Genomic DNA, 21535 nt, shown 5'->3' with positions numbered 1-21535 from the left:
GTGCTCGTCCGAACGGCGTCGTCCGCCTATTGCGGGTTGGGCGTGGCGCTCGGCGGCGTGCCGGAGGGCGCATCGGGAGCAGCCGCGAAACGCTCCCCGAACACGAACCAGAGAAGGGCCACCGCAAGCGCGATCACGCACAGGAAGCCGAAGCCTGACAGCTTGTTTTCCATCAGGCGGCTCTTTTTCGCAAAGCGGGCATCGTTCCTCGTCCGTTCGGCCGACACTGTCGCCCTGCGTCTCGTGATGGGCTGAAGATCGGACTTTAGTCGCATCAAGGCAAGGAGAAATCGGGCGAAAGGGCTGCCTGCATGAGAGAGCGGCGCCCTCGCTCCCGATCGGCACCGTTCCATCGTGAAGCAACGAAGAGCATAAAGCGGTAGCCAGCGGCACCAGCAGAAGCTACATGAAGCCTGCAAGCAAACGGATGGTCCGCGAGGTCAATGTGAGTGAGGTCGAACGTCGGCGGGTCGACCATGAGCTTCACATGGGCAATGCGGAAAGTTCGGATCCTTTCGCATCCGCCGTGCGCACCACGCGCATGCCGATGGTGATCACCGACCCGCGCCGGGACGACAACCCGATCGTGTTCTGCAACGACGCCTTCGTACGCCTGACCGGCTACGGGCGCGACGAGATCCTCGGCCGCAATTGCCGCTTCCTGCAGGGTCCGGCCACCCGCCGCGACGACGTGCAACGCGTGCGCGAAGCGGTCGAGAAGCGTGACAGCATCGCGATCGACATCCTGAACTATCGCAAGGACGGCTCCACCTTCTGGAACGCGCTTCTGCTCTCGCCCGTCTTCGACGGCGACGATCTGATCTACTTCTTCGCCTCCCAGCTCGACGTCACCGACCGCAAGCGCGCGGAGGAACACCGCTTCCTGCTCAATCGCGAGCTCGACCACCGTGTGAAGAACACGCTGGCCACCGTGCAGACGGTGGTGCTCGCCACATTGCGCGACGCCGCCGTGCCGCAGGAGATCGCCAATGCCGTCACCGGCCGCATCCAGGCGCTTGCGCGCTCTCATGATGTGCTGACCGAAGAGGCCTGGGCAAGCGCGCTTCTGGGGGACGTGGTGCGTGGCGCCATCGAACCACTGATGACGCAGTTCGGCGACCGGATCTCGCTGGAAGGCCCCGATGTGCGGCTCAAGCCCCGCATCGCCACCATGCTGTCGCTGGCGATCCACGAACTGTCCTCGAACGCACTTGCCTATGGCAGCCTGTCCGAGCCCGAGGGCAAGGTTTCGGTGCGCTGGACGGTGAGAGACGGGCAACTCGATCTCGAATGGCGCGAAAGCGACGGCCCCACGGTCAGCCCGCCGAAGCAGAAGGGTTACGGCACGCGCGTGGTGGAGCGCGTCCTCGCAGCCGAGTTCGGCGGCACGGCGGAACTCGACTTCGCCAGCGAGGGCGTCGTGCTTCGCCTGAGCGCCCCGGCGGAAGGGCTGGGCCGCGAAGCGACGCAATGGTCGATGCGGTAAGCGCGGCAGAGCGCTCCTTCACCCCTGCTTTTCTGGCTTCGCGTCTTCGCCTAGATTGATCCCTGCGCTCGCCAAGAAGCGTCAGTCCGAGAAAGCCGGGAGGGAGCCGCACCATGTTTCTGCCGCCGCGCCATGAAGCGATCATCGCGCTCGCCAAGGCACAAGGCCGCGTGCTCGTGGACGATCTCGCCGCCCATTTCGCGGTGACGCCACAGACGATCCGCAAGGATCTGAACGATCTCTGCGACCGCCGCCTGCTTTCGCGCATCCATGGCGGCGCGCTGTTTCCCTCGGGCGTCGAGAACCTCGAATACGAGGCCCGGCGCGAAATGGCAGCGACAGAGAAGATCGCGATCGGGCAGGCCGCGGCAAAGCTGATCCCCGACAACGCCTCGCTCTTCATCAATATCGGCACCACGACCGAAGCGGTCGGCGAAGCGCTGGTCGACCATCAGGGGCTGATGGTGATCACCAACAACATCAATGTGGCGAACCGCATGCGCGTGCGCGCCGGCATAGAAGTCATCATCGCGGGTGGCGTGGTGCGCGGCTCGGATGGCGGCATCGTGGGTGAAGCGGCGGTCGATTTCATTCGCCAGTTCAAGGTCGATTATGCTGTGATCGGCGTCTCCGCCATCGACGCGGATGGTGCGCTGCTCGACTTCGACTTTCGCGAGGTGAAGGTGGCGCAGGCGATCATCGCGAATGCACGCCATGTGATCCTCGTTTCCGATTCCGCCAAGTTCGAGCGCAGCGCGCCCGTGCGCATCGGGCACTTGCGACAGGTACACACCTTCATCACCGACCGCTGTCCTTCGGACGAATTCCGCGCGGTATGCCGCGAGGCGGAGGTAGACCTGATCGAAACGGCCCTTATGGGTGACGCAGCGGAGGAAGCCGCCTGACGAATTTCGTTTGACTTTCGTTTTGGGCTCGAAATAACCTCCATCCACTTTCGGTTTGCAGACAGGCCGATGGGTGGAGGAAAATTTCTTGGCGCTCGAAGCGGGATCGGCACGGCCGGCCCCTCGTCCTGATGGCGGGGGTGTGCATGACATCTTCGTGGTCGGTGGCGGCATCAATGGCTGCGGCATCGCCCGCGACGCCGTCGGGCGCGGGTTCTCCGTTTATCTCGCCGAGCAGAACGATCTGGCGAGTGGCACCTCGTCATGGTCCACCAAGCTGATCCATGGCGGGTTGCGCTATCTCGAGCATCGCGAATTTCGCCTCGTGCGTGAAAGCCTCGCCGAGCGCGAGGTGCTTTGGAAGATGGCGCCGCACATCATCCACCCCTTGCGCTTCATCCTGCCCCACCACCGCGGCCTGCGCCCAGGCTGGCTGTTGCGGCTGGGCCTGTTCCTTTACGACAATATCGGCGGCCGCAAGCTCCTGCCGGCGACCAGGACGCTCGACCTGACCAAGGACCCGATCGGGCCGGTTCTGAAACCCGAATATGCGCGCGGTTTCGAATATTCCGATTGTTCGGTGGACGACACTCGCCTCGTGGTGCTCAACGCGCGTGATGCGGCCGACCGGGGCGCGGTGATCCGCACCAAGGCCAAGGTGGTTTCCGCCCGTCGCGACGGGGCGCTGTGGCATGTCACGGTCGAGGATCGGGCGAGCGGCAACCGCGAAGAGATCAAGGCGCGAATGCTCGTCAACGCGGCAGGTCCCTGGGTGGACAAGGTCTTGCGTGAGACGGTGGGCGAGAACGACGCCCATCATGTGCGCTTGGTCCAGGGCAGCCACATCGTCACGCGAAACCTCTATGACGATCCCCGCGCCTTTATCTTTCAGAACGCCGACAATCGCATTTTCTTCGCCATTCCCTATCAGGACGACTTCACGCTGATCGGCACCACCGACCGCGACTATCAGGGCCCGCCCGAGGATGTCGCAATCACGGAAGAGGAAATCCACTATCTCTGCCGGAGCGCCAGCGAATATCTGCGCAAGCCGGTGTCGCGCGAGGACGTGGTGTGGAGTTTTTCCGGCGTCCGCCCGCTCTTCGACGACGGCGCCTCCAAGGCGCAGGAAGCGACGCGCGATTATGTTTTGCGGCTCGAAGAAAATGACGCGCCGCTTCTCAACGTGTTCGGCGGCAAGCTCACCACCTATCGCCGCCTCGCGCAGTCGGCGCTCGAAAAGATCGAGGCGTGCCTGGGCAAGAAGGGACCGGACTGGACCGCTTCCGCAGCATTGCCGGGCGGCGAGTTTCCCGTTCGCGGGCTCAGTGCCGAGATCGCAAGGCTCAAGGCCGAATATCCGTTTCTCGGTGCCGCCCATGCGCGCCGCATGATCCGGCTTTACGGCCGCCGTGCGTGGGCTATTCTGGGCAGTGCGAAGTCGTATGCCGATTGCGGCCGGTGCTTCGGTGGCGATCTTCATGAGGCGGAGATCGCTTATCTGATGCAGGAAGAATGGGCGCGCACGGCCGAGGATGTGCTGTGGCGCCGCACCAAGCTGGGTCTCACCCTGTCGCCCGAGGAAGCGGCGGGGTTGGAGGCCTGGATGGACCGGGCCGGCAGCGGACCGCTCGCGCCGAGTGCCGCGGACGCGGCAAGGGCCGCGGAATAGAAGAGCAAAGCGAGGGAGGCGCGAGTGCTCGAACTGCAGAACGTATCGAAGCTCGTGGGAGCCGAGACCCACATCGCCGATGTCTCGTTGAGGCTCGAGCGCGGCTCGCTGAACGTGCTTTTGGGCCCGACATTGTCGGGCAAGACTTCGCTGATGCGGCTGATGGCAGGCCTCGACCGGCCGACGGCAGGGCGCATCCTGGTCGACGGCGCCGATGTCACGGGAACCCCCGTGCAGAAGCGCAATGTCGCGATGGTCTACCAGCAATTCATCAATTACCCGGCGATGACCGTTTATGAGAACATCGCCTCGCCCTTGCGCGTGGCCGGCGTCGATGCGGCGACGATCGATAAAGAGGTGAAGCGCGCGGCCGAACTCCTGCGCCTGACGCCCTACCTCGCCCGCACGCCGCTCAACCTGTCGGGCGGCCAGCAGCAGCGCACGGCACTCGCACGCGCCATCGTCAAGAAGGCGAGCCTCGTGCTGCTCGACGAGCCGCTCGCCAATCTCGACTACAAGCTGCGCGAGGAACTGCGCGCCGAGTTGCCTAAGCTCTTCGCCGAAACGGGCGCGGTTTTCGTTTATGCCACGACCGAGCCGCACGAGGCGCTGCTCTTGGGCGGCAACACGGCGACGCTCAGCCAAGGCCGCGTCACGCAGTTCGGGCCGACCGTCGAGGTTTTCCGCAAGCCCGTCGATCTTCTGACCGCGCGCACATTCTCCGACCCGCCGCTGAACACGATCGCGCTGGTGAAGCGCGGCGGAAGTTTCGTGATGGAAGGTGACAGCGGCGTTGCCCTGCCGGTGCCCTTATCGCTCGCCGCGATCCCGGACGGCCCCTACACGGTCGCCTTCCAGCCGCATCACCTTTCGCTGTCGCCGCGCGACGGCGGAGCGGCCGTCCGTGCCAAGGTGACGGCGTCCGAGATCACGGGTTCGGAAAGCTATGTCCATCTGGGCTTTGCCGACGCGCGCTGGGTGATGCTGGCGCACGGCATCCGCCGCTTCGAGCCCGACGAGACCGTCGAGATCTTCATCGACACCCGCCACCTGCTGGTTTTCGGCCCCGACGGCCGTGCGGCCAGCACTTTCCCCCTGGCGGCCTGAGAGGAGCGAGACATGGCCCGTATCGACCTCGACCATATCCGCCATTCCTATATGGCGAACCCGCAAAAGCCTGCGGATTACGCGCTCAAGGAAGTGCATACGAGCTTCGAGGATGGCGGCGCGTATGCGCTGCTGGGCCCCTCCGGCTGCGGCAAGACCACGCTTTTGAACATCATCTCGGGGTTGCTGCGCGCTTCCGAAGGCTGCCTGCTTTTCGACGGGCACGACGTGAACGGGCTTTCCACGCAGGAGCGCAACATCGCCCAGGTGTTCCAGTTCCCGGTCGTCTACGACACGATGACGGTCTACGACAATCTCGCCTTCCCCTTGCGCAATCGCGGGCTGGCCGAGCCCGATGTCGATCGCCGCGTGCGCGAGATTCTGGAGATGATCGACCTCGCCTCCTGGTCCAAGCGCAAGGCGCGCGGGCTCACCGCCGACCAGAAGCAGAAGATCTCGCTCGGTCGCGGACTGGTCCGCGCCGACGTCAATGCGATCCTGTTCGACGAGCCGCTGACGGTGATCGACCCGCATATGAAATGGGTCCTGCGCTCGCAGCTCAAGCAGCTCCACCGCCGCTTCGGCACGACCATGGTCTATGTCACCCACGACCAGACCGAGGCGCTGACCTTCGCCGAGCGCGTGGTGGTGATGTTCGAGGGCGAGGTCGTGCAGATCGGCACGCCCGATGAGCTCTTCGAACGACCCAGGCACACATTCGTCGGCTATTTCATCGGCTCGCCGGGCATGAACGTTTTGCCCATCAGGCTCGAAGGCAACCGCGCGCAGCTGGGCAGCCAGGCAATCGCGTTGCCTGACGCACCGGCCACGAGTTCGGCCAAGACCGAACTCGGCATCCGCCCCGAATATGTGCGGCTCGGACGCGCCGGCATGCCGGCCCGCATCACCAAGATCGAGGATATCGGCCGCCACCGCATCGTGCGCCTCGACCTCGAAGGCCGTGAGATCGCAGCCATTGCCGGCGAGGACGAGGAGATTCCCGCCGAACCCCATGTCTCCTTCGACCCCGCCGGAATCAATCTCTATGCGGACTCTTGGCGCTTGGAGACGGGGCGGATCGAGACGGCGCGCCCCATGACTGGCGGAGGGCACTGAGCCATCATGGAAAAGAGCTGGAACAACCGCGCCTGGTTCCTCGTCCTGCCCGTTCTAGTGCTGGTCGCGTTTTCCGCCGTCGTGCCGCTGATGACGGTGGTCAACTATGCCTTCCAGGACACGTTCGGCAACAACGAGTTCTTCTGGGCCGGCACCGAATGGTTCGAGCAGGTGCTCGACTCGTCCCGCTTCTGGGAAGCGATGGCGCGCAACCTCGCCTTCTCGGCCATCATCCTTCTGATCGAGGTCCCGCTCGGCATTCTGATCGCGCTCAACATGCCGAAATCCGGCTGGGGCGTGCCGGTCTGCCTGGTGCTGATGGCGCTGCCGCTGCTCATTCCGTGGAACGTGGTCGGCACGATCTGGCAGGTCTTCGGGCGCAGCGATATCGGCCTGCTCGGCTACACGCTCAACCAGCTCGGCGTGGACTACAACTATACGCGCGACACGACCGACGCCTGGGCGACCGTGATCGTCATGGATGTGTGGCACTGGACGAGCCTCGTGGTGCTCCTCTGTTATGCCGGTCTCGTCTCGATCCCCGACGCCTACTATCAGGCGGCCAAGATCGATGGCGCGTCACGCTGGGCGGTGTTCCGCTTCATCCAGCTGCCCAAGATGAACCGCGTGCTGCTGATCGCCGTGCTTCTGCGCTTCATGGACAGTTTCATGATCTACACCGAGCCCTTCGTGGTCACCGGCGGCGGACCGGGCAATGCCACGACCTTCCTGTCCATCGACCTCGTGAAGATGGCGCTCGGCCAGTTCGATCTGGGGCCGGCGGCCGCCATGTCGCTGGTCTACTTCCTGATCATCCTGCTTCTGTCCTGGGTCTTCTACACCGTCATGACCAATGTCGGCGTGGAGCGCTCGAACCAGAGCGGAGGCCACTGACATGACGGATGCCACCGCTTCCCGCGAAGCCGCCGGCGCGCTGCCGCCCGGCTCCGCCCTGCCCGACGCGCCTCTGAACCAAGGCGGCGGCATTCGTGCCGGCGAGGACCGCGTGGCGCGCGCCATGCGCCGGCGCGGCGACGAGAGCCGCTTTTGGTGGCTGGTGCCGACACTTTACATCGTCTTCCTGCTGCTGCCGATCTACTGGCTCATCAATATGAGCTTCAAGACGAACCAGGAGATCATCGGGGGGATGACGCTGTTTCCCCACGAGCCGACCTTGCGCAACTACCGGATCATCTTTTCCGATCCGTCCTGGTACTGGGGCTATCTCAACTCGATCACCTATGTATTGATCAACATGGTGGTCTCGGTGGCGGTCGCGCTGCCGGCCGCCTATGCGTTTTCACGCTATCGGTTCCTGGGCGACAAGCACCTGTTCTTCTGGCTGCTGACCAACCGCATGGCGCCGCCGGCCGTTTTCGCGCTGCCCTTCTTCCAGCTTTATTCCGCCTTCGGACTGATCGACACGCATATCGCCGTGGCGCTCGCGCACTGCCTGTTCAACGTGCCGCTCGCGGTATGGATTCTGGAAGGCTTCATGTCGGGCGTGCCCAAGGAGATCGACGAGACCGCCTATATCGACGGCTACTCGTTTCCGCGCTTCTTCGTGAAGATCTTCATGCCGCTGATCGCGTCAGGCATCGGTGTGGCGGCCTTCTTCTGCTTCATGTTCTCATGGGTGGAGCTGCTTCTGGCGCGCACGCTCACCACGGTGAATGCGAAACCCATCGCCGCCGTGATGACGCGCACGGTTTCGGCCTCGGGCATGGACTGGGGCCTGCTTGCCGCCGCCGGCGTCCTGACGCTGATCCCCGGCGCGCTCGTGATCTGGTTCGTGCGCAACTACATCGCCAAGGGCTTCGCCCTGGGGAGGGTTTAGGATGGACGCCTCGCTCCCTTCCCGCCGCTGGCAGATTCCGCTGGTCGTCGTTCTCGCCGCCTATCTGCTCGCCATCGGCGCACTGGTGATGGTGCTGCCGGAAGCCGATGGCGGGCGCGACTGGTTCGCGACGCTGATCCCCGGCGGCTGGATGGCATGGTCGTTTCCGACCGCCGTGTTCTTTCTGACGATAGCACTCCTGCTCGCGCTGATGGCGGTGTGGGAATACGCCTCGCCCGGCGGCAATCCGCGTTTCGGCATCCTGCGCTTCGAGACCACGCGCGGCGACCGGCTCTTCCTGTCGCTGCTCGGCTCGGCTTTCATTCATCTCGCATGGCTCGGGCTCGTCGGCCCCAGCCTGTGGTGGGCACTCGCCCTTTCGGTGGTCTACGCCATAGGCGTTTTCCGCTTCGCCTAGAAGGGAGAGGAATACGGAGCAGCCGGAGGAAAGCTGCGCCGATCATCAACGTCGCTGAACAAGGGGAGGAGACCTCATGCGACTGAAACTCATGGCAACGGGCAGCATGCTCGCGCTTTTGATGGGATCCGGCATGGCCTATGCCGGCATGGACGAAGCCAAGGCTTTTCTGGACAAGGAGATCGGGGACCAGTCCTCGCTCTCCCGCGCCGACCAGGAAAAGGAGATGCAGTGGTTCATCGATGCCGCGAAGCCCTTCGTCGGCATGGACATCAAGGTGGTATCGGAAACCATCACCACGCACTCCTATGAATCGGAAGTGCTCGCCAAGGCCTTCTCGGACATCACCGGCATCAAGCTCACCCACGACCTGATCCAGGAAGGCGACGTGGTGGAGAAGATCCAGACCCAGATGCAGACGGGCGAGAACCTCTATGACGCCTGGGTCAACGATTCCGACCTGATCGGCACGCACTGGCGCTACCAGCAGGTGCGCAACCTTACCGACTGGATGGCCAACGAAGGCAAGGACGTCACCAATCCGGGCCTCGACCTCAACGACTTCATCGGCCTGTCCTTCACCACGGCACCCGATGGCAAGCTCTACCAGCTGCCCGACCAGCAGTTCGCGAACCTTTACTGGTTCCGCTACGACTGGTTCAACGACGAGAAGAACAAGGCCGACTTCAAGGCGAAATACGGCTACGATCTCGGCGTGCCGGTCAACTGGTCGGCCTATGAGGACATCGCGGAGTTCTTCACCGGTCGCGAGATCGACGGCAAGAAGGTCTTCGGCCACATGGATTACGGCAAGAAGGACCCCTCGCTCGGCTGGCGCTTCACCGATGCCTGGCTGTCCATGGCCGGCAACGGCGACAAGGGCCTGCCCAACGGCAAGCCGGTGGACGAGTGGGGCATCAAGGTCGATGAGAACTCGCGTCCCGTCGGCTCCTGCGTCGCGCGAGGCGGCGACACGAATGGTCCCGCAGCGGTCTACTCGATCCAGAAATATCTCGACTGGATGAAGGCCTATGCCCCGCCGACGGCCGCCGGCATGAACTTCTCGGAATCCGGACCCGTGCCCAGCCAGGGCGAAGTTGCCCAGCAGATCTTCACCTATACGGCCTTCACCGCCGATTTCGTGAAGCCGGGCCTGCCCGTGGTCAACGAGGACGGCACGCCGAAATGGCGCTTTGCCCCCTCGCCGCATGGCGTCTACTGGAAGGACGGCATGAAGCTCGGCTACCAGGATGTGGGTTCCTGGACGCTGATGAAGTCCACGCCGGACGACCGCGCCAAGGCCGCCTGGCTTTATGCGCAGTTCGTGACGTCGAAGACGGTGGACGTGAAGAAGGCGCATATGGGCCTGACCTTCATCCGCCAGTCCACCATCGACCACAAGAGCTTCACCGACCGCGCGCCCAAGCTCGGCGGTCTGGTCGAGTTCTACCGCTCGCCCGCGCGCAAGCAGTGGTCGCCCACTGGGACGAACGTGCCAGACTATCCGAAGCTCGCCCAGCTCTGGTGGTCGGCCATCGGTGACGCCTCGTCCGGCGAGAAGACCGCGCAGGAAGCCATGGACTCGCTTTGCGCCGAGCAGGAGCGCGTCATGCAGCGCCTCGAACGCGCCAAGGTGCAGGGCGATCTCGGTCCCAAGCTCGCCGAGGAGCACGATCTCGAATACTGGAATGCGGACGCCGTGAAAAAGGGCAACCTCGCGCCGCAGCTCAAGATCGAGAACGAAAAGGACAAGCCCCAGACCGTGAACTATGACGAGCTGGTGAAGAGCTGGTCGAACTGAATCATTCAGCGAGACCAGGAGATGGAAGGGGGCTGGCCACGATGGCCGGCCCCTTTTTCGGTGAACGGCCAGGCGCGGCAGGACCGGTTCGGTTCTGGCCCCGGGCAAGGGAACAGGCATTCGCTGCCGAGGTTCTCGAAGCTCGAACGGAGCCAGAAACCATGAAACTCGAAAACAAGCGCGCCCTGATCACAGGCGCCGATTCAGGCATCGGCCAGGCAATCGCGCAGGCCTTCGCGGAAGCCGGCGCGGATGTGGCCATCATCTATCATTCGGACGCCGAAGGTGCCGCGGAAACCAGGCGGCGCGTCGAAGCGGCGGGGCGAAAGTCGCTCACCATCCAGGGTGATGTCGGAGACTCGGCATCCGTGGAAGCGTTCTTTGCCCAGACCGTCAGCGAACTCGGGCCCCTCGACATCCTCGTCAACAATGCCGGAACCGGTGCGGAGAATGCCGACATCGCCGAATTGAAGGATGAGGATCTGGAGAAAGTGCTGCGGACCAATCTCATGGGGCCGGTCTTCTGTGCCCGCGCCTTCGTGCGCTTGCGCCGGCAGCAGGGCGGCAAGGGACGCATCGTCAACATCTCGTCGGTGGCGCAGCATCTGCCCACGCCCGAAAGCTCGCCCTATGGCATGTCCAAGGCGGCATTGGGCTCATTCGCGCGCAGCCTTTCACGCGAGTTGGCCGAGGACAAAATCAACATCAACAATATCGCACCGGGCCTCATCCAGACGCCGATGACGCAGAAACGGCTGGACGACCCGCAAAAGCGCGAGGAGTCCTTCGAGAAAATCCCATGGCACCGGGCCGGGCAGCCCGAGGAGATCGCCCGCCTCGCTTTGTTTCTCGCATCCGACGCGGGCGACTACGTGACGGGGCAGACCTGGACCATGGATGGCGGCCTCACCATGCAGTGGGGCGGCGCCTGACGCTGAAATGAGTTCAGCGCCCCGGCCATTACCGGGGCGCTGAATTGCTGGGCTGTGAGCCGAGGAATGCCGGCCGAAGAAATGATGCTGCCGGCCGGAGGAACGGTCAGGCCACGGCTTCGTCGGCGGCGGCTGCGTCCATCCAGTCCTTGTGGCGCGTTTCGTCGGCCAGTGCCTTGCGGAAGAAGGCCTGTGCTTCGGGGCTTGCGGCCGAATTCTTCGAGGCCTGATCATAGGCCATCTTGGTCTCGATCTCGTTGGTCGCCATGGCCTTCAGGATCGTGCGGTCGCCCACGATGGAAGCCAGCGCGATCTTGCCGGTGGTGAGGTATTCCTTCATGTCGCCTTCCTGCGGCGCTTCCACACCCAGAGCGCCGGCAAGCCGCGTGAGTTCGACCACATGCGAGTCGTGGTCGGCCTTGAACTCGGCGATCTTTGCCTTGGATGTCGGGTTGTCGAGCTTCTCGATCGTGGATTCGTAGGCCGCGATGGCGTCGTGCTCCAGGATCAGAAGGTTCTGCACGAGCTTCTCGAAGGTGGATTCCGTGCCGACCGTGGTGACCATTGCTGTGCTCCGTTTTGGTTGTCTGGATGGTGCGTGAGAAATGCCAATGCCGGCTTGGAGGAGCTGTTCCAACAGTTTCTCATCACTCTGCGTCAGGCAGTTTGAGCCTCCGATAACATTTGCGAAGGCCGTTCCACGCGGCTTGTGGCGTAACGAGGTGCCGCATAAGGCAGGGCGGATGTTTCAATCCTTCATTCAGGCAGGCTTCGAATGCGGGCGGCTGGAATGGCAGAAGAATTTCTGCCTTCTCTCCGGCACGCGGCACCTGCCCGAGCAGGATATGCACGCGCATTATGCGATCCTCCGGGAACATGGCATCCGCACGGTGCGTGACGGCCTTCCTTGGTGGCTGCCGATCGAGCCGCGGCTGCGCGTGGCGCAGGCAATGGACCTCGAAGTCATCTGGGACCTCAACCATTACTGGCGCCACCCCGACGCGGCAGCTTATGCCGAGCGCGTCGCGGCGGCGGTCGAAGCCGTCTGCCCGGACCGGCCCTTCTGGTGCTGCTTCAACGAGCTGAGTTTCCATCCCGTCATGTGTCGGGGCGAGAGCTTCGAGAGCGTCGTCAGGCAATCGCGCGAGATTCTGGGATGCTTGCGTGCGCGCCTCCCCGATGTTCGCCTCATCACGGCGGAGCCGGCTCACCGCCCGCATGAGATCGGCGCGCATGCGGCACTCGTGGATCTGGCCGATGTGATCGGGATCAATGTCTATCCGCACGAGATGAAGCGCAGCATCGCGCGCTCGCTGCGCGACGTGGCCGCGCGTTACGGCAAGCCGGTCATGATCGCCGAAACCGGCCTGCACAAGGGCCACCGGCGCCGCTGGAAAGGGATCGACGACAAGGGCGAATGGCTGCGCCATGTGATCGATGCGGTTCACCGCTCGGGCGTGCCGGTGGCAGGCCTCTGCCTTTACCCGATCGTCAATGCGCCTGCGTGGAATGCCCCCCACCGACGCCGCTGGGATCATGGGCTGATCCGGGAGGATCTGAGCGTCGATCACTCGCTGTCAGAGGCGATCATGGAAGCGACTGCGAACGGCAATGCGTGGAAGGAAGCCACCAAGCCCGCGAAACGGTCAATCGGAAGACCGCGCGAGCCGGAGTGGCGGCAGGCTGCTTTCGAGTTCTGACCGGTGCTGGTTCCCGGCCGGTGCCTGCCGGCCACGCATGAAGGGCAAGCCTGTCCCGACTGGAGCGGAACAGGCCTGCCGGTTTGTTCTCAGCCTCAGGCCGCCTTCTGGTTGACGGCCGTGTCGGCGAGCTTGGTCATGTCGGCGTCGGTCTGCTTTTCCTCGGCCAGGTTCTGGTCGATCAGCTTGGCCGCATCCTGCAGGCCGAGCGTCTCGGCCCAGCGCTTGAGCGTGCCGTAGCGCGTGATCTCGTAATGCTCCACGGCCTGCGTCGAGGAGATGATGCCCGCATCGAGTGCTGCCGTGTCCTTGTACTCGTCGAGGATTTCCTCGCCTTCCGCCACGATCCCCTCGATCGCCTCGCAGGTCTTGCCCTGGGCGCGCTTGCCGAAGATCTCGAACACTTCCTGCAAGCGCTCGATCTGGCCTTCGGTCTGGTCGCGATGCTTTTCGATCGCAGCCTTCAATTCCGGCGACTGCGCGGCCTTGGCCATTTTCGGCAGGGTCTTCAGAATCTTGCGCTCGGCATAATAGATGTCCTTGAGCGTGTCGTAGAACAGATCCTCAAGCGTCTTCTCTTTTGCCATGTGCCGTCTCCTTGTTGATCATCAGGCCTTCGGGGAACTTCGGCTTTTACGACCTGTTCCCGTCCGAATCGGAACTATTTCAAGCTGCCTCCAGATGCTTCCGAGCGTCGGCCGATGCCTCGGACCTGCGTGACCGGTGGGAGGCAAGCGCATCGGTCAAAGCGCGCACGGTTTCCAGGCGGTTCTCGCCCGGCTCGGTCTTGCGCCTGCAGATCAGACGCTCCTCGCTGCGGGCGCAATCCTTGATCCTTGCGAGCCTGTCCCAGTTCATTTTCCTCGGATGGCGGAACTCGACGGCGAGCGCCAGCGGGCCGGCACTGAGCTTGGCGATGCCGGCCTCGACGGCTGCGAGCTTGAGCCGGGCGAGTTCCAGAAGCGTCTGGGTTTCAGGCGGCAGCGGGCCGAAGCGGTCTTCGAGTTCCTCGGCGAAGGCATCGATATCGCCGTCGTCTTCCAGCCGCTGGAGTCGGGAATAAAGGTTGAGCCGGATGATGGCTTCGGAAACGTAATCGGCCGGAAAACTGCCGGCCATTTCCAGCGCGATCTCCGGTTCGAAGACCAGTTCTCCCCCCTCCCCGCGTTTCTCGTTCACCGCACGCGCCAGAAGCCGCTGGTAGAGGCTGACGCCGATCAGCTTCATGTGCCCCGCCTGCTCTTCACCGACCAGGTCGCCCGCCCCGCGCAGGTCGAGGTCGCGCGCACTGATGGCAAGCCCCGAGCCCAGGCGGTCGAAGGCGAGCAGGGTGGAAAGCCGCGAACGCGTTTCAGCACTCACCTCCTGTTCGGCCTCGGTCAGCAGATAGGCCGAGCCTTGTGCGCGCCCACGGCCTACGCGCCCGCGCAACTGGTGAAGCTGCGCCATGCCGAAACGGTCAGCGCGCCAGATAAGGATCGTGTTCGCGCGCGGCACGTCGAGCCCGGTTTCGATGATGTTCGTGGAGAGAAGGATATCCGCCTCGCCATGGGCGAAGCGCATCATGGCATCGTCCATGGCGCCGGCATCCATTTCGCCATGAACCGTAAGCACGGAAAGCTCGGGCACGAGCCTGGCGAGAATGGCGGCTGTCGGCTCGATATCGGCGATGCGCGGCACCACGCAGAAGCTCTGCCCGTCACGACGCTTCTCGCGCAGAAGCGCGGTCTTGACGGAAGCCGGATCGCAGGGCGCGAGTTCGGTGCGGACGGGGCGACGCCGCGCCGGCGGGTTGGAGAGGAGGCTCGCCTCCTGAACGCCCACCATGGCACCTGCAAGCGTGCGCGGAATGGGCGTGGCGCTCATGGAAAGCACGTGCAGGCGAGAGCTGAGACCGCGTAGCTGTTCCTTCAGCTTGACGCCGAAGCGGTGCTCCTCGTCGATCACGAGCAGGCCGAGATCGTGGAAGCGCACATCCTTGGCGGCAATCGCCTGCGTACCGATGACGATGCCCACCGAGCCGTCGGCCAGACCCTCTTTCGCCTGTTTGGCCTCAGCCGTGCTCACCCCGCGCGACAAAAGGGTGACCGAAACACCCGTGCCCTCGAAGCGGCGCGAAAAGGTCTCGAAATGCTGGCGCGCCAGAACCGTGGTCGGCGCGACGACCGCCACCTGCCGACCGTTGAGCGCCACCACGGCCGCCGCACGCAACGCGACCTCGGTCTTGCCGAAGCCGACATCGCCGCAAACGAGGCGGTTCATCACGGTGCCGGAGGCGAGATCGTCGAGAACGGATTCGATGGCCGCGGTCTGGTCGGGGGTTTCGGGATAGGGGAAGCGGGCGGCGAAGCGCGCATAGGTGCCACGCGGCGGTGCCATCGGCTCGACGCGCGCGTCCTGACGTTCGGCGGCGAGTGCCACGAGCTTGGCCGCCGTTTCCGCGATCTCCGCGCTCACTTCCGCGCGCCGCCTGGTCCAGCCATCGCCTTTGAGCCGGTCGAGCGAAACGGCATCTTCTTCCGCGCCGTAGCGCCAGATGCGGCCGAACTCTTCGACGGGTGCCAGAAGCGTCGCCTCATCATGATATTCGAGGCGCACCACGTCCTGCGTGCGCCCTTCGGTTTCGATGGTCTCGAGTGCGCGCAGGACCGCCACGCCATGGTCTTCGTGCAGCACCACATCGCCGATCCGCAATTCGGGCTCGCTGGTGAGCGATACGGCAGAGCGGCCGGTGCTTTTTTGGAGGCGAGCACCATAGACGTCGAGCGGGGTCAGAACGGCCAGGCGTGTGCTGCGGTCGATGAAGCCGTGAGCGAGATCCAGCTCGGCCTCTAGAAATGCGCCGGCGGGCGGCTCGAACAGGGCATTCCAGTCGGCGACGGCCTCGGGCTTGCGCTTGAGCCGACGCGCGAGCGCCTTGCCGAGGCGGTCGAGTTCGCCGTCGAGCGCGCAGATCGCAACGCGGAAGCCGTCTTCGGTGGCTTCGCCGATGAATTCGGCAGCGGCCTTCACCGGGTCACGGTCAAGCAGGAATGCAGGAAGCGTCTCCAAGCCCTCCACAGCGATTGCCGAGGCCCGCTTGAGGGAAAGCTTCCGCCATTCCGTCCAACCCAGATAGAACTCTTCCTTGCTCGCCTTTCGCCCCTTCTGCGTGTCGCGGGCGCGGCGGGCATCGTCACACAGGTCGATCGCCGCGCGAAGGCGTTCCTCGATCTCCGCGTCATGGATGATCTTTGCCTTCGGCATGAGCGCGAAGACGGTGGAAAGCGCCTTGGCCGATGCCACGATCCGCTCTTCCATGCCTCTGCCCGCGGCCTCGGCTCGGTCCTCCGGCGACTGGGGCGCGAGTTCGCAGGCCGGGGCAAGCCTCACGTGCTCGACCGGTTCATCGGTGCGTTGCGTGACCGGATCGTAGAAACGAATGCCGGTGATCGCACCGGCTTCGTCGAGCAGGAGGCGCACGGGCCGTGCGGAATCGGACGAGAACACGTCCACCACCTGCCCCATGAGCGCGGCCTCACCCGGCTCGTCCACGCGCTCGTCGAGCACATAGCCGCAGTCCTGAAGGCGCGCCTCGAACTCGGCCAAGTCGAGCACCGTGCCGGTCTGGATTTCGGTGAACCCTTCGGCGATGTCGGCAGGCGGAAGGATGCGTTGCAGCGCGGCCTCGGGCGAGAGCACGACGAGCCGGGGACCTTCCGCTTTCTTGGCCATGGCGCAGAGCGCGCTGGCGCGCCGCCCCATGCTTTCGCGCGAAGGCGAAACGCGGTCGTAAGGCAAACAGTCCCAAGGCGGCAGAAGGATGATCTCGGCATTCGGCATCATGCCGGCGAAGCTGTGCGCGATCTCTTCCGCCTCGTGTTCGCCGCGTGCGAGAAAGAACACGCCATCCGCTTGCGCCTCGCTGACCAGATCGACCAGCCGCGCGGCAAGTGCCGAGGCGGGCAGGCTCTTGCCGTGCTTCTCCAGCGCGCTTTGCGGTGGCAGGCCGCCTGAAGCCGGCGCAGCCGCGCCCACCACCTCTGAAGACGTTTCCGCCTGGGGTGCCAAGTCCATGATGCCTCGCGTGAATCAGTGCGGGATTCAAACGGTGGCTCAGGCCCCGCGTTCCAGCTCAGGAAGTGACGTTGCGGCTTGTCCACAAGGGAGTGCGAGAGGCGACGAAATCGGCGAGTTCCAACCAGTTCCGAGCGGAATCGGCAGAGAGGAGCATACTGGGATCACGGATTGTTCAGCTCTGAACCGCCACCCCGACGAGCCCGAAACCTCGTGGATGCCTATCTATGGGAGACAGCATCCTTGGAGAACCGAACCCATGACAAGGCGCACCCGGTCAGCCTGTTTTTCCGTGCCGGCAAGCGCCTCGCTGCGAATGGCTTCGGACGGGCTCCAGACCATGCATGCGGGCCGCTGATGCTCGACAAGGTTCAGCCAGCCCCTGTCGCACAAGGCTCGCGCCTGTGGCGGCCCAAACGCGTTCTGCTTTCTCGCTCCGCACGCGAATGGGCGCATGGCCGCGCCATTGCGGAGCGCGCGGCAAGCCAAGGCATTCCCGTTTTCGAGCTCCTCACCGACCGTCTCACTCTCGACCTGCCCAATGATGACCCGCGCCGTGCTTACGCGCAGGCGAAGTCCACGCTGGCGGTGGTGGTGGCCCCGCCGTCCAAGCGCCGCCTGCAGCCGATCGCGCCGAGTGCCGACTGGCGCGTCGATCTCGCCGAAGGCTGCCCCGCCCACTGCTCCTACTGCTATCTTGCGGGCTCGCTGAAAGGCCCGCCGATCACCCGTGTCTACGCGAATCTGCCCGAAATCCTCGACGAACTGCCGCGCCATCTCGGGCAGGGCACGGTGACTTCGCGCCAGAGCGAGCGCGCCGGCGAGGGCACGACCTTCGAGGCATCATGCTACACCGATCCGCTCGGCATCGAGCATCTGACAGGATCGCTCAGCGAAACCGTGAAATGGTTCGGCGCGTGGAAGGCCGACGCCCAGCTTCGTTTCACCACCAAGTTCGATGCGGTCGAACCGCTTCTCAGGATCGACCATGGTGGACGCACACGCATGCGGGCCTCGCTCAACCCGTCGCTTTTCGCCCGCCACGAGGGCGGCACGAGCCCGGTCGCGAGCCGGCTCGACGCGTTGCGCCGCATGGCCGAGGCCGGCTATCCGGTCGGCCTGACGATCGCGCCGATCATCGCCGAACCGGGTTGGGAAGAAGCCTACGGCATGCTGATCGCGGATGCGGGCCGCGCCTTGAACGGCGTGGCGGGGCTCGACCTGACGGTGGAACTGATCACCCACCGTTTTACTCCCACGTCACGCGAGGTGCTGAGCGGCTGGTATCCGGGCTCGAGCCTCGACATGGGGCCGGACGGCCGCACTGAGAAGCGCACCAAGTTCGGCTCGATCAAGCATGTCTATGACGCGCCGACCATGAAGATGCTGCGCCGCTTCTTCGAAACCGAGATCGCGGCGCAGCTTCCGAAAGCGCGCATTCTCTACTTCACCTGAGATCAGGCGGCTGGCTGTGCGACCGGCATGGCCGGCGGCGTTTCCGATGCCTGCGCTTCGGCCTCGCTCGCAAGCTTGGCACCCTGCCTCACCGCCTCCTGAACACAGGCTTCCACCGCGTCGCGCATGGAGGCCGAATAGAAATCCGCGCCGATTGCCGTCTGCACCGAACGGTCGGTCAGGGCGCTGTCGGTCGAGGGCCAGAGGCCGACCAGGATCTTGGCGCCCGGGAACTTCCCTTTCAGTCGCCTGAGCAGATAGCGCAGATGCGAGGGCGTGCCGCTGATGTCGAGATAGGACACCGCGATCATCGCAACGCCTTCTGTGGGCAGCGAGGCGATGCCCTGGCGCGACGCCGCCTCGTGGGCCACGACCTGCGCGCCGAGGCCGTGCTTGCGCAGGAGTTGCGCCAGCATGGCCGACGCCGCCTCGTCCAGTTCTCCGCGCCCGGCCAGGCACATCACCGTCCGCTCGCCGGACCAGTTTGCTGGCAGGCTGGAACGCGCCACGAAAGCCGGCGGCGGGAAAACGGGAAGCGCCTGCTCGTCCTGCGGCGGCGCGACGCCCTTTTCCTTGGCCTCGTTTGTTTCGGGCTGCTCGTCCTCGAACTGGTCGAGTTCGCCCACCAGCGTGTGGACCGTGGCCTTGATGCGTTCGAGCTGACCGGGGCGAAGCACGCCGCGCTCGAGATCGTTGGCCGCCAACTGCAGGCCCTTCAGACCCACCTCGTCATAATAAGACGACAGCGAGCGGCGCTCGAGCAGGATTTCGGCATGGTCCTGAGCCTCGTCGGCATCGCCTGCGAGCATGCGCTGGTAGAAGCTTTCGGGCGGCGAGAGGGCCGGGCGGTCGCCCAGGAGCACGTCGAGGAATTCGAGCCGCTCCACATGCCGCCCGAGCACCACGAGGCAGAGCGTGAGCGGCATGGACAGGATCAGGCCGACCGGCCCCCAGAGCCAGCCCCAGAAGATGGCCGCGACGATCACCGAGAAGGTGGAAAGGCCGGTGCCCGACCCATAAGCGAGGGGCTCGACTACCTGGTTGAAGATCAGTTCGGTGACCACGAACAGGAGCACCGTCCAGACCACCATGCTCCAGCCCGGATCGACGGCCGCCGCGAGCGCCACGGGCAGGCCTGCCGCGATGATCGGGCCGACATAGGGCACGAAGCGGAGCGTGGCGGCGAGGATGGTCCAGAGGATCGGATTGGGGACGCCGATCAGAAACAGGCCGGCACCGATCACCACGCCGAAGCCGACATTGATCGTGAGAAGGGTCAGGAAATAGCGGCTGAGGCGCCCCGCCGCGTCGTCCATGGCGACCGTGGTGCGGTGAAGGTCACTGGACCCGAAGAGCCGGATCATACGGTCGCGCAGGTCTTCTTTCTGAAGCAGCGCGAAGATGGTGACGACGAAGACGATGGAGGCCGTGGCGATCGGCGACAGGACGGGCGACACATAGGTGGTGAGGATGGAAAGAGGTGAGAGGCCCTGCTCGGCCTGCACATTCGGCGCGGCGGGCGCTGTGCTGCCGGCGGGGCCTGTCGGGGTTTCGGGCGGCAGGATCGACTCCATGCCCAGGCGTCGCGCGATCGAGGAAAAGTGGTCGGCGGCGTAACCCTGCACCGCGCCGATCTTGGCTTGGACGGTCGCGATATATTCGGGAAGCCGGGTCGCGAGTTGCGCGAGCTGCGTGCCGATCAGCGCGCCAAGCAGAAGCAGCACCATCAGGGCCAGAAGTACGGCGAGCAGCACGGAAAAGACGCGCCCCAGCCGCGCACGCCGGAAGAAGTTGACGAGCGGGCTGAGCACGAAGGAGAGCAGGATAGCCACCGTGATCGGCACCAGCACATCGCGCCCGAAATAAAGGGCTGCGATCGAAACGACCCCGACCATAAGCGCGAGGATCGAATCGATGCTGGGCGCGCCGGCGGCCTCGACTTGCGCAGGCGGCTTTTCCGTCTCGGCCATTGTGGCTCCGTGATTGCGCGGGTGGCGCGCCTGGGAAGAAGAAGGTCAGGTGCGTCGGCGCGTCTGGCGAAGCAGCGTCAGGCCGTAGAGTGCGAGCATCGCAGCCGAGGCAAAGGGCGAGCGGGAAGAAGGTTTTGCAACCGGTGCCGGGCGCTGATCCTGCGCGGCAACCGCGGCCGGCGTGAGCTTTTCCGCCAGATCGCCCCGGCTGCCATGCGACACGGAATAGGCGCGTGTGAACTCCGCGCCGAACAGGAAGATCAGCGAGGAATAATAGACCCAGAGCAGCACCACGATCAGCGCGCCGGCCGCGCCATAGGACGAGCCCACCGCGCTGCTGCCGATATAGAAGCCGATCAGGGACTTGCCGACCATGAAGAGAAGGGCCGTGACGGCCGCCCCCACGCGCACGTCGCGCCATTCGAGACGGCGATCGGGCAGCACCTTGTAGATCGCCGCGAAGAGCACCGTGATCATGGCGAAGGAAACGAGCTCGTTGACGGCGGTCATCACCGTTTCGCCGAAGGGCAGCGAGGCCGTCAGCCGGCCGCCCAGTGCCGAAAGCGCGGCACTGACCGCAAGCGACACGATCAACAGGAAGCCGAGCGTGCCCACGAGCCCGAGGCTCGTCGCGCGCGCCTTGACGAGCCGTGAGACCGATGTCCCCTTGGGCTGGGCTTTCCAGATGACGTTGAGCGAATTCTGCATCTCGCCGAACACGCCGGATGCCGTGATCAGCAGCGTGACCAAGCCGATCACGGCGGCGAAGGTGCCGCTTTCCTCGTTGGACGCGCTTTTGACGATATCCTGAAGCACCTGCGCGCTTCCCTCGCCCATCAGCCCTGTCAGCTGGCTTGCCAGCGCGTCGCGCGCCGCATCATGACCGAAAACCAGTCCGGCGATAGCGATGACGATCAGGATGATGGGTGCCAGCGAGGTGACGGCGAAGAACGCCATCGCAGCGGCGCGACTGAGCGCCTCGTCCTCCAGGAAGCCCCAGAAGCTGGATGTCACCAGCGCCCACGCCTTCGAGCCCATTTCCGCGTTTTCCCGCCATCCCCGCGCGTCAAGCTCGCGCAA

General features: G+C 64.6%; 18 protein-coding genes. 12 read left to right on the top strand and 6 right to left on the bottom strand.

All coding sequences use genetic code 11. The features are described from left to right. Positions 1–26: 26 nt before the first annotated feature. Complete coding sequence (locus tag NGM99_RS19165; protein ID WP_252821924.1) at positions 27–173, bottom strand: hypothetical protein; 147 nt, start codon at positions 171–173, stop codon at positions 27–29. A gap of 233 nt (positions 174–406) precedes the next feature. Between NGM99_RS19165 and NGM99_RS21630 the strand changes: the two genes are divergently transcribed. The 10 genes from NGM99_RS21630 (at position 407) to NGM99_RS19110 (ending at position 11274) form a co-directional block, all read left to right on the top strand. Continuing rightward, on the top strand, positions 407–1486 hold the full coding sequence (locus NGM99_RS21630; RefSeq protein WP_289852562.1) for an HWE histidine kinase domain-containing protein: 1080 nt from the start codon (positions 407–409) through the stop codon (positions 1484–1486). A gap of 113 nt (positions 1487–1599) precedes the next feature. Then, a complete protein-coding gene (locus NGM99_RS19150; RefSeq protein ID WP_252821922.1) occupies positions 1600–2391 on the top strand; it encodes a DeoR/GlpR family DNA-binding transcription regulator in 792 nt (263 codons plus the stop codon). Between the two features lie 88 nt (positions 2392–2479). Next, complete coding sequence (gene glpD / locus NGM99_RS19145) at positions 2480–4063, top strand: glycerol-3-phosphate dehydrogenase (RefSeq protein WP_252821921.1); 1584 nt, start codon at positions 2480–2482, stop codon at positions 4061–4063. A 24-nt stretch (positions 4064–4087) separates the two neighbouring features. Beyond that, on the top strand, positions 4088–5170 hold the full coding sequence (locus tag NGM99_RS19140; RefSeq protein WP_252821918.1) for an ABC transporter ATP-binding protein: 1083 nt from the start codon (positions 4088–4090) through the stop codon (positions 5168–5170). Positions 5171–5182: 12 nt separating this feature from the next. Beyond that, entirely contained in the window at positions 5183–6286 is a 1104-nt protein-coding gene (locus tag NGM99_RS19135; protein WP_252821916.1) for an ABC transporter ATP-binding protein, read from the top strand. A 6-nt stretch (positions 6287–6292) separates the two neighbouring features. Next, positions 6293–7180, top strand: coding sequence for a carbohydrate ABC transporter permease (locus NGM99_RS19130; protein WP_252821915.1), 888 nt, complete (start codon positions 6293–6295; stop codon positions 7178–7180). A 124-nt stretch (positions 7181–7304) separates the two neighbouring features. After that, positions 7305–8123, top strand: coding sequence for a carbohydrate ABC transporter permease (locus tag NGM99_RS19125; RefSeq protein WP_252822053.1), 819 nt, complete (start codon positions 7305–7307; stop codon positions 8121–8123). An 88-nt stretch (positions 8124–8211) separates the two neighbouring features. Next, entirely contained in the window at positions 8212–8541 is a 330-nt protein-coding gene (locus tag NGM99_RS19120) for a DUF2160 domain-containing protein (RefSeq protein WP_252822052.1), read from the top strand. 76 nt (positions 8542–8617) lie between these two features. Further along, a complete protein-coding gene (locus tag NGM99_RS19115; RefSeq protein WP_252821913.1) occupies positions 8618–10342 on the top strand; it encodes an ABC transporter substrate-binding protein in 1725 nt (574 codons plus the stop codon). A 161-nt stretch (positions 10343–10503) separates the two neighbouring features. Next, positions 10504–11274 (top strand): SDR family NAD(P)-dependent oxidoreductase, encoded by a 771-nt coding sequence (locus tag NGM99_RS19110; protein ID WP_252821912.1) that lies wholly within the window; start codon positions 10504–10506, stop codon positions 11272–11274. Positions 11275–11380: 106 nt separating this feature from the next. On the opposite strand, the gene NGM99_RS19105 is transcribed toward NGM99_RS19110, so the two are convergent. Continuing rightward, on the bottom strand, positions 11381–11839 hold the full coding sequence (locus tag NGM99_RS19105; RefSeq protein ID WP_252821910.1) for a DUF2383 domain-containing protein: 459 nt from the start codon (positions 11837–11839) through the stop codon (positions 11381–11383). A gap of 178 nt (positions 11840–12017) precedes the next feature. Between NGM99_RS19105 and NGM99_RS19100 the strand changes: the two genes are divergently transcribed. Next, on the top strand, positions 12018–12974 hold the full coding sequence (locus NGM99_RS19100) for an arabinogalactan endo-1,4-beta-galactosidase (protein WP_252821907.1): 957 nt from the start codon (positions 12018–12020) through the stop codon (positions 12972–12974). A 95-nt stretch (positions 12975–13069) separates the two neighbouring features. Here NGM99_RS19100 and NGM99_RS19095 read toward each other — a convergent pair whose 3' ends face one another. Next, positions 13070–13561, bottom strand: a complete 492-nt coding sequence (locus tag NGM99_RS19095; protein ID WP_252818698.1) for a YciE/YciF ferroxidase family protein — start codon at positions 13559–13561, stop codon at positions 13070–13072. 79 nt (positions 13562–13640) lie between these two features. Beyond that, on the bottom strand, positions 13641–17030 hold the full coding sequence (locus tag NGM99_RS19090) for a DEAD/DEAH box helicase (RefSeq protein ID WP_252821906.1): 3390 nt from the start codon (positions 17028–17030) through the stop codon (positions 13641–13643). Between the two features lie 357 nt (positions 17031–17387). Between NGM99_RS19090 and NGM99_RS19085 the strand changes: the two genes are divergently transcribed. After that, on the top strand, positions 17388–18485 hold the full coding sequence (locus tag NGM99_RS19085; protein WP_252822051.1) for an SPL family radical SAM protein: 1098 nt from the start codon (positions 17388–17390) through the stop codon (positions 18483–18485). A gap of 2 nt (positions 18486–18487) precedes the next feature. Here the strand turns inward: NGM99_RS19085 and NGM99_RS19080 are convergent, their stop codons facing one another. Next, entirely contained in the window at positions 18488–20455 is a 1968-nt protein-coding gene (locus tag NGM99_RS19080; protein WP_252821903.1) for an AI-2E family transporter, read from the bottom strand. A 45-nt stretch (positions 20456–20500) separates the two neighbouring features. Further along, entirely contained in the window at positions 20501–21493 is a 993-nt protein-coding gene (locus NGM99_RS19075; protein ID WP_252821901.1) for a YihY/virulence factor BrkB family protein, read from the bottom strand. Between the last annotated feature and the right edge of the window lie 42 nt (positions 21494–21535).

Source organism: Mesorhizobium liriopis (assembly GCF_024053505.1).
GTDB classification, from domain to species: Bacteria; Pseudomonadota; Alphaproteobacteria; order Rhizobiales; family Rhizobiaceae; genus Mesorhizobium_B; species Mesorhizobium_B liriopis.
This window is presented reverse-complemented; position numbering and strand designations above follow the sequence as displayed.

Bases quoted from the DNA above. Each gene is read 5' to 3' on its own strand.
- NGM99_RS19165 (WP_252821924.1), bottom strand. From the start codon at position 173: ATGGAAAACAAGCTGTCAGGCTTCGGCTTCCTGTGCGTGATCGCGCTT.
- NGM99_RS21630 (WP_289852562.1), top strand. From the start codon at position 407: ATGAAGCCTGCAAGCAAACGGATGGTCCGCGAGGTCAATGTGAGTGAG.
- NGM99_RS19150 (WP_252821922.1), top strand. From the start codon at position 1,600: ATGTTTCTGCCGCCGCGCCATGAAGCGATCATCGCGCTCGCCAAGGCA.
- NGM99_RS19135 (WP_252821916.1), top strand. From the start codon at position 5,183: ATGGCCCGTATCGACCTCGACCATATCCGCCATTCCTATATGGCGAAC.
- NGM99_RS19130 (WP_252821915.1), top strand. From the start codon at position 6,293: ATGGAAAAGAGCTGGAACAACCGCGCCTGGTTCCTCGTCCTGCCCGTT.
- NGM99_RS19125 (WP_252822053.1), top strand. From the start codon at position 7,305: ATGCGCCGGCGCGGCGACGAGAGCCGCTTTTGGTGGCTGGTGCCGACA.
- NGM99_RS19120 (WP_252822052.1), top strand. From the start codon at position 8,212: ATGGTGCTGCCGGAAGCCGATGGCGGGCGCGACTGGTTCGCGACGCTG.
- NGM99_RS19115 (WP_252821913.1), top strand. From the start codon at position 8,618: ATGCGACTGAAACTCATGGCAACGGGCAGCATGCTCGCGCTTTTGATG.
- NGM99_RS19110 (WP_252821912.1), top strand. From the start codon at position 10,504: ATGAAACTCGAAAACAAGCGCGCCCTGATCACAGGCGCCGATTCAGGC.
- NGM99_RS19105 (WP_252821910.1), bottom strand. From the start codon at position 11,839: ATGGTCACCACGGTCGGCACGGAATCCACCTTCGAGAAGCTCGTGCAG.
- NGM99_RS19100 (WP_252821907.1), top strand. From the start codon at position 12,018: ATGTTTCAATCCTTCATTCAGGCAGGCTTCGAATGCGGGCGGCTGGAA.
- NGM99_RS19095 (WP_252818698.1), bottom strand. From the start codon at position 13,561: ATGGCAAAAGAGAAGACGCTTGAGGATCTGTTCTACGACACGCTCAAG.
- NGM99_RS19090 (WP_252821906.1), bottom strand. From the start codon at position 17,030: ATGGACTTGGCACCCCAGGCGGAAACGTCTTCAGAGGTGGTGGGCGCG.
- NGM99_RS19085 (WP_252822051.1), top strand. From the start codon at position 17,388: ATGCTCGACAAGGTTCAGCCAGCCCCTGTCGCACAAGGCTCGCGCCTG.
- NGM99_RS19080 (WP_252821903.1), bottom strand. From the start codon at position 20,455: ATGGCCGAGACGGAAAAGCCGCCTGCGCAAGTCGAGGCCGCCGGCGCG.
- NGM99_RS19075 (WP_252821901.1), bottom strand. From the start codon at position 21,493: ATGGGCTCGAAGGCGTGGGCGCTGGTGACATCCAGCTTCTGGGGCTTC.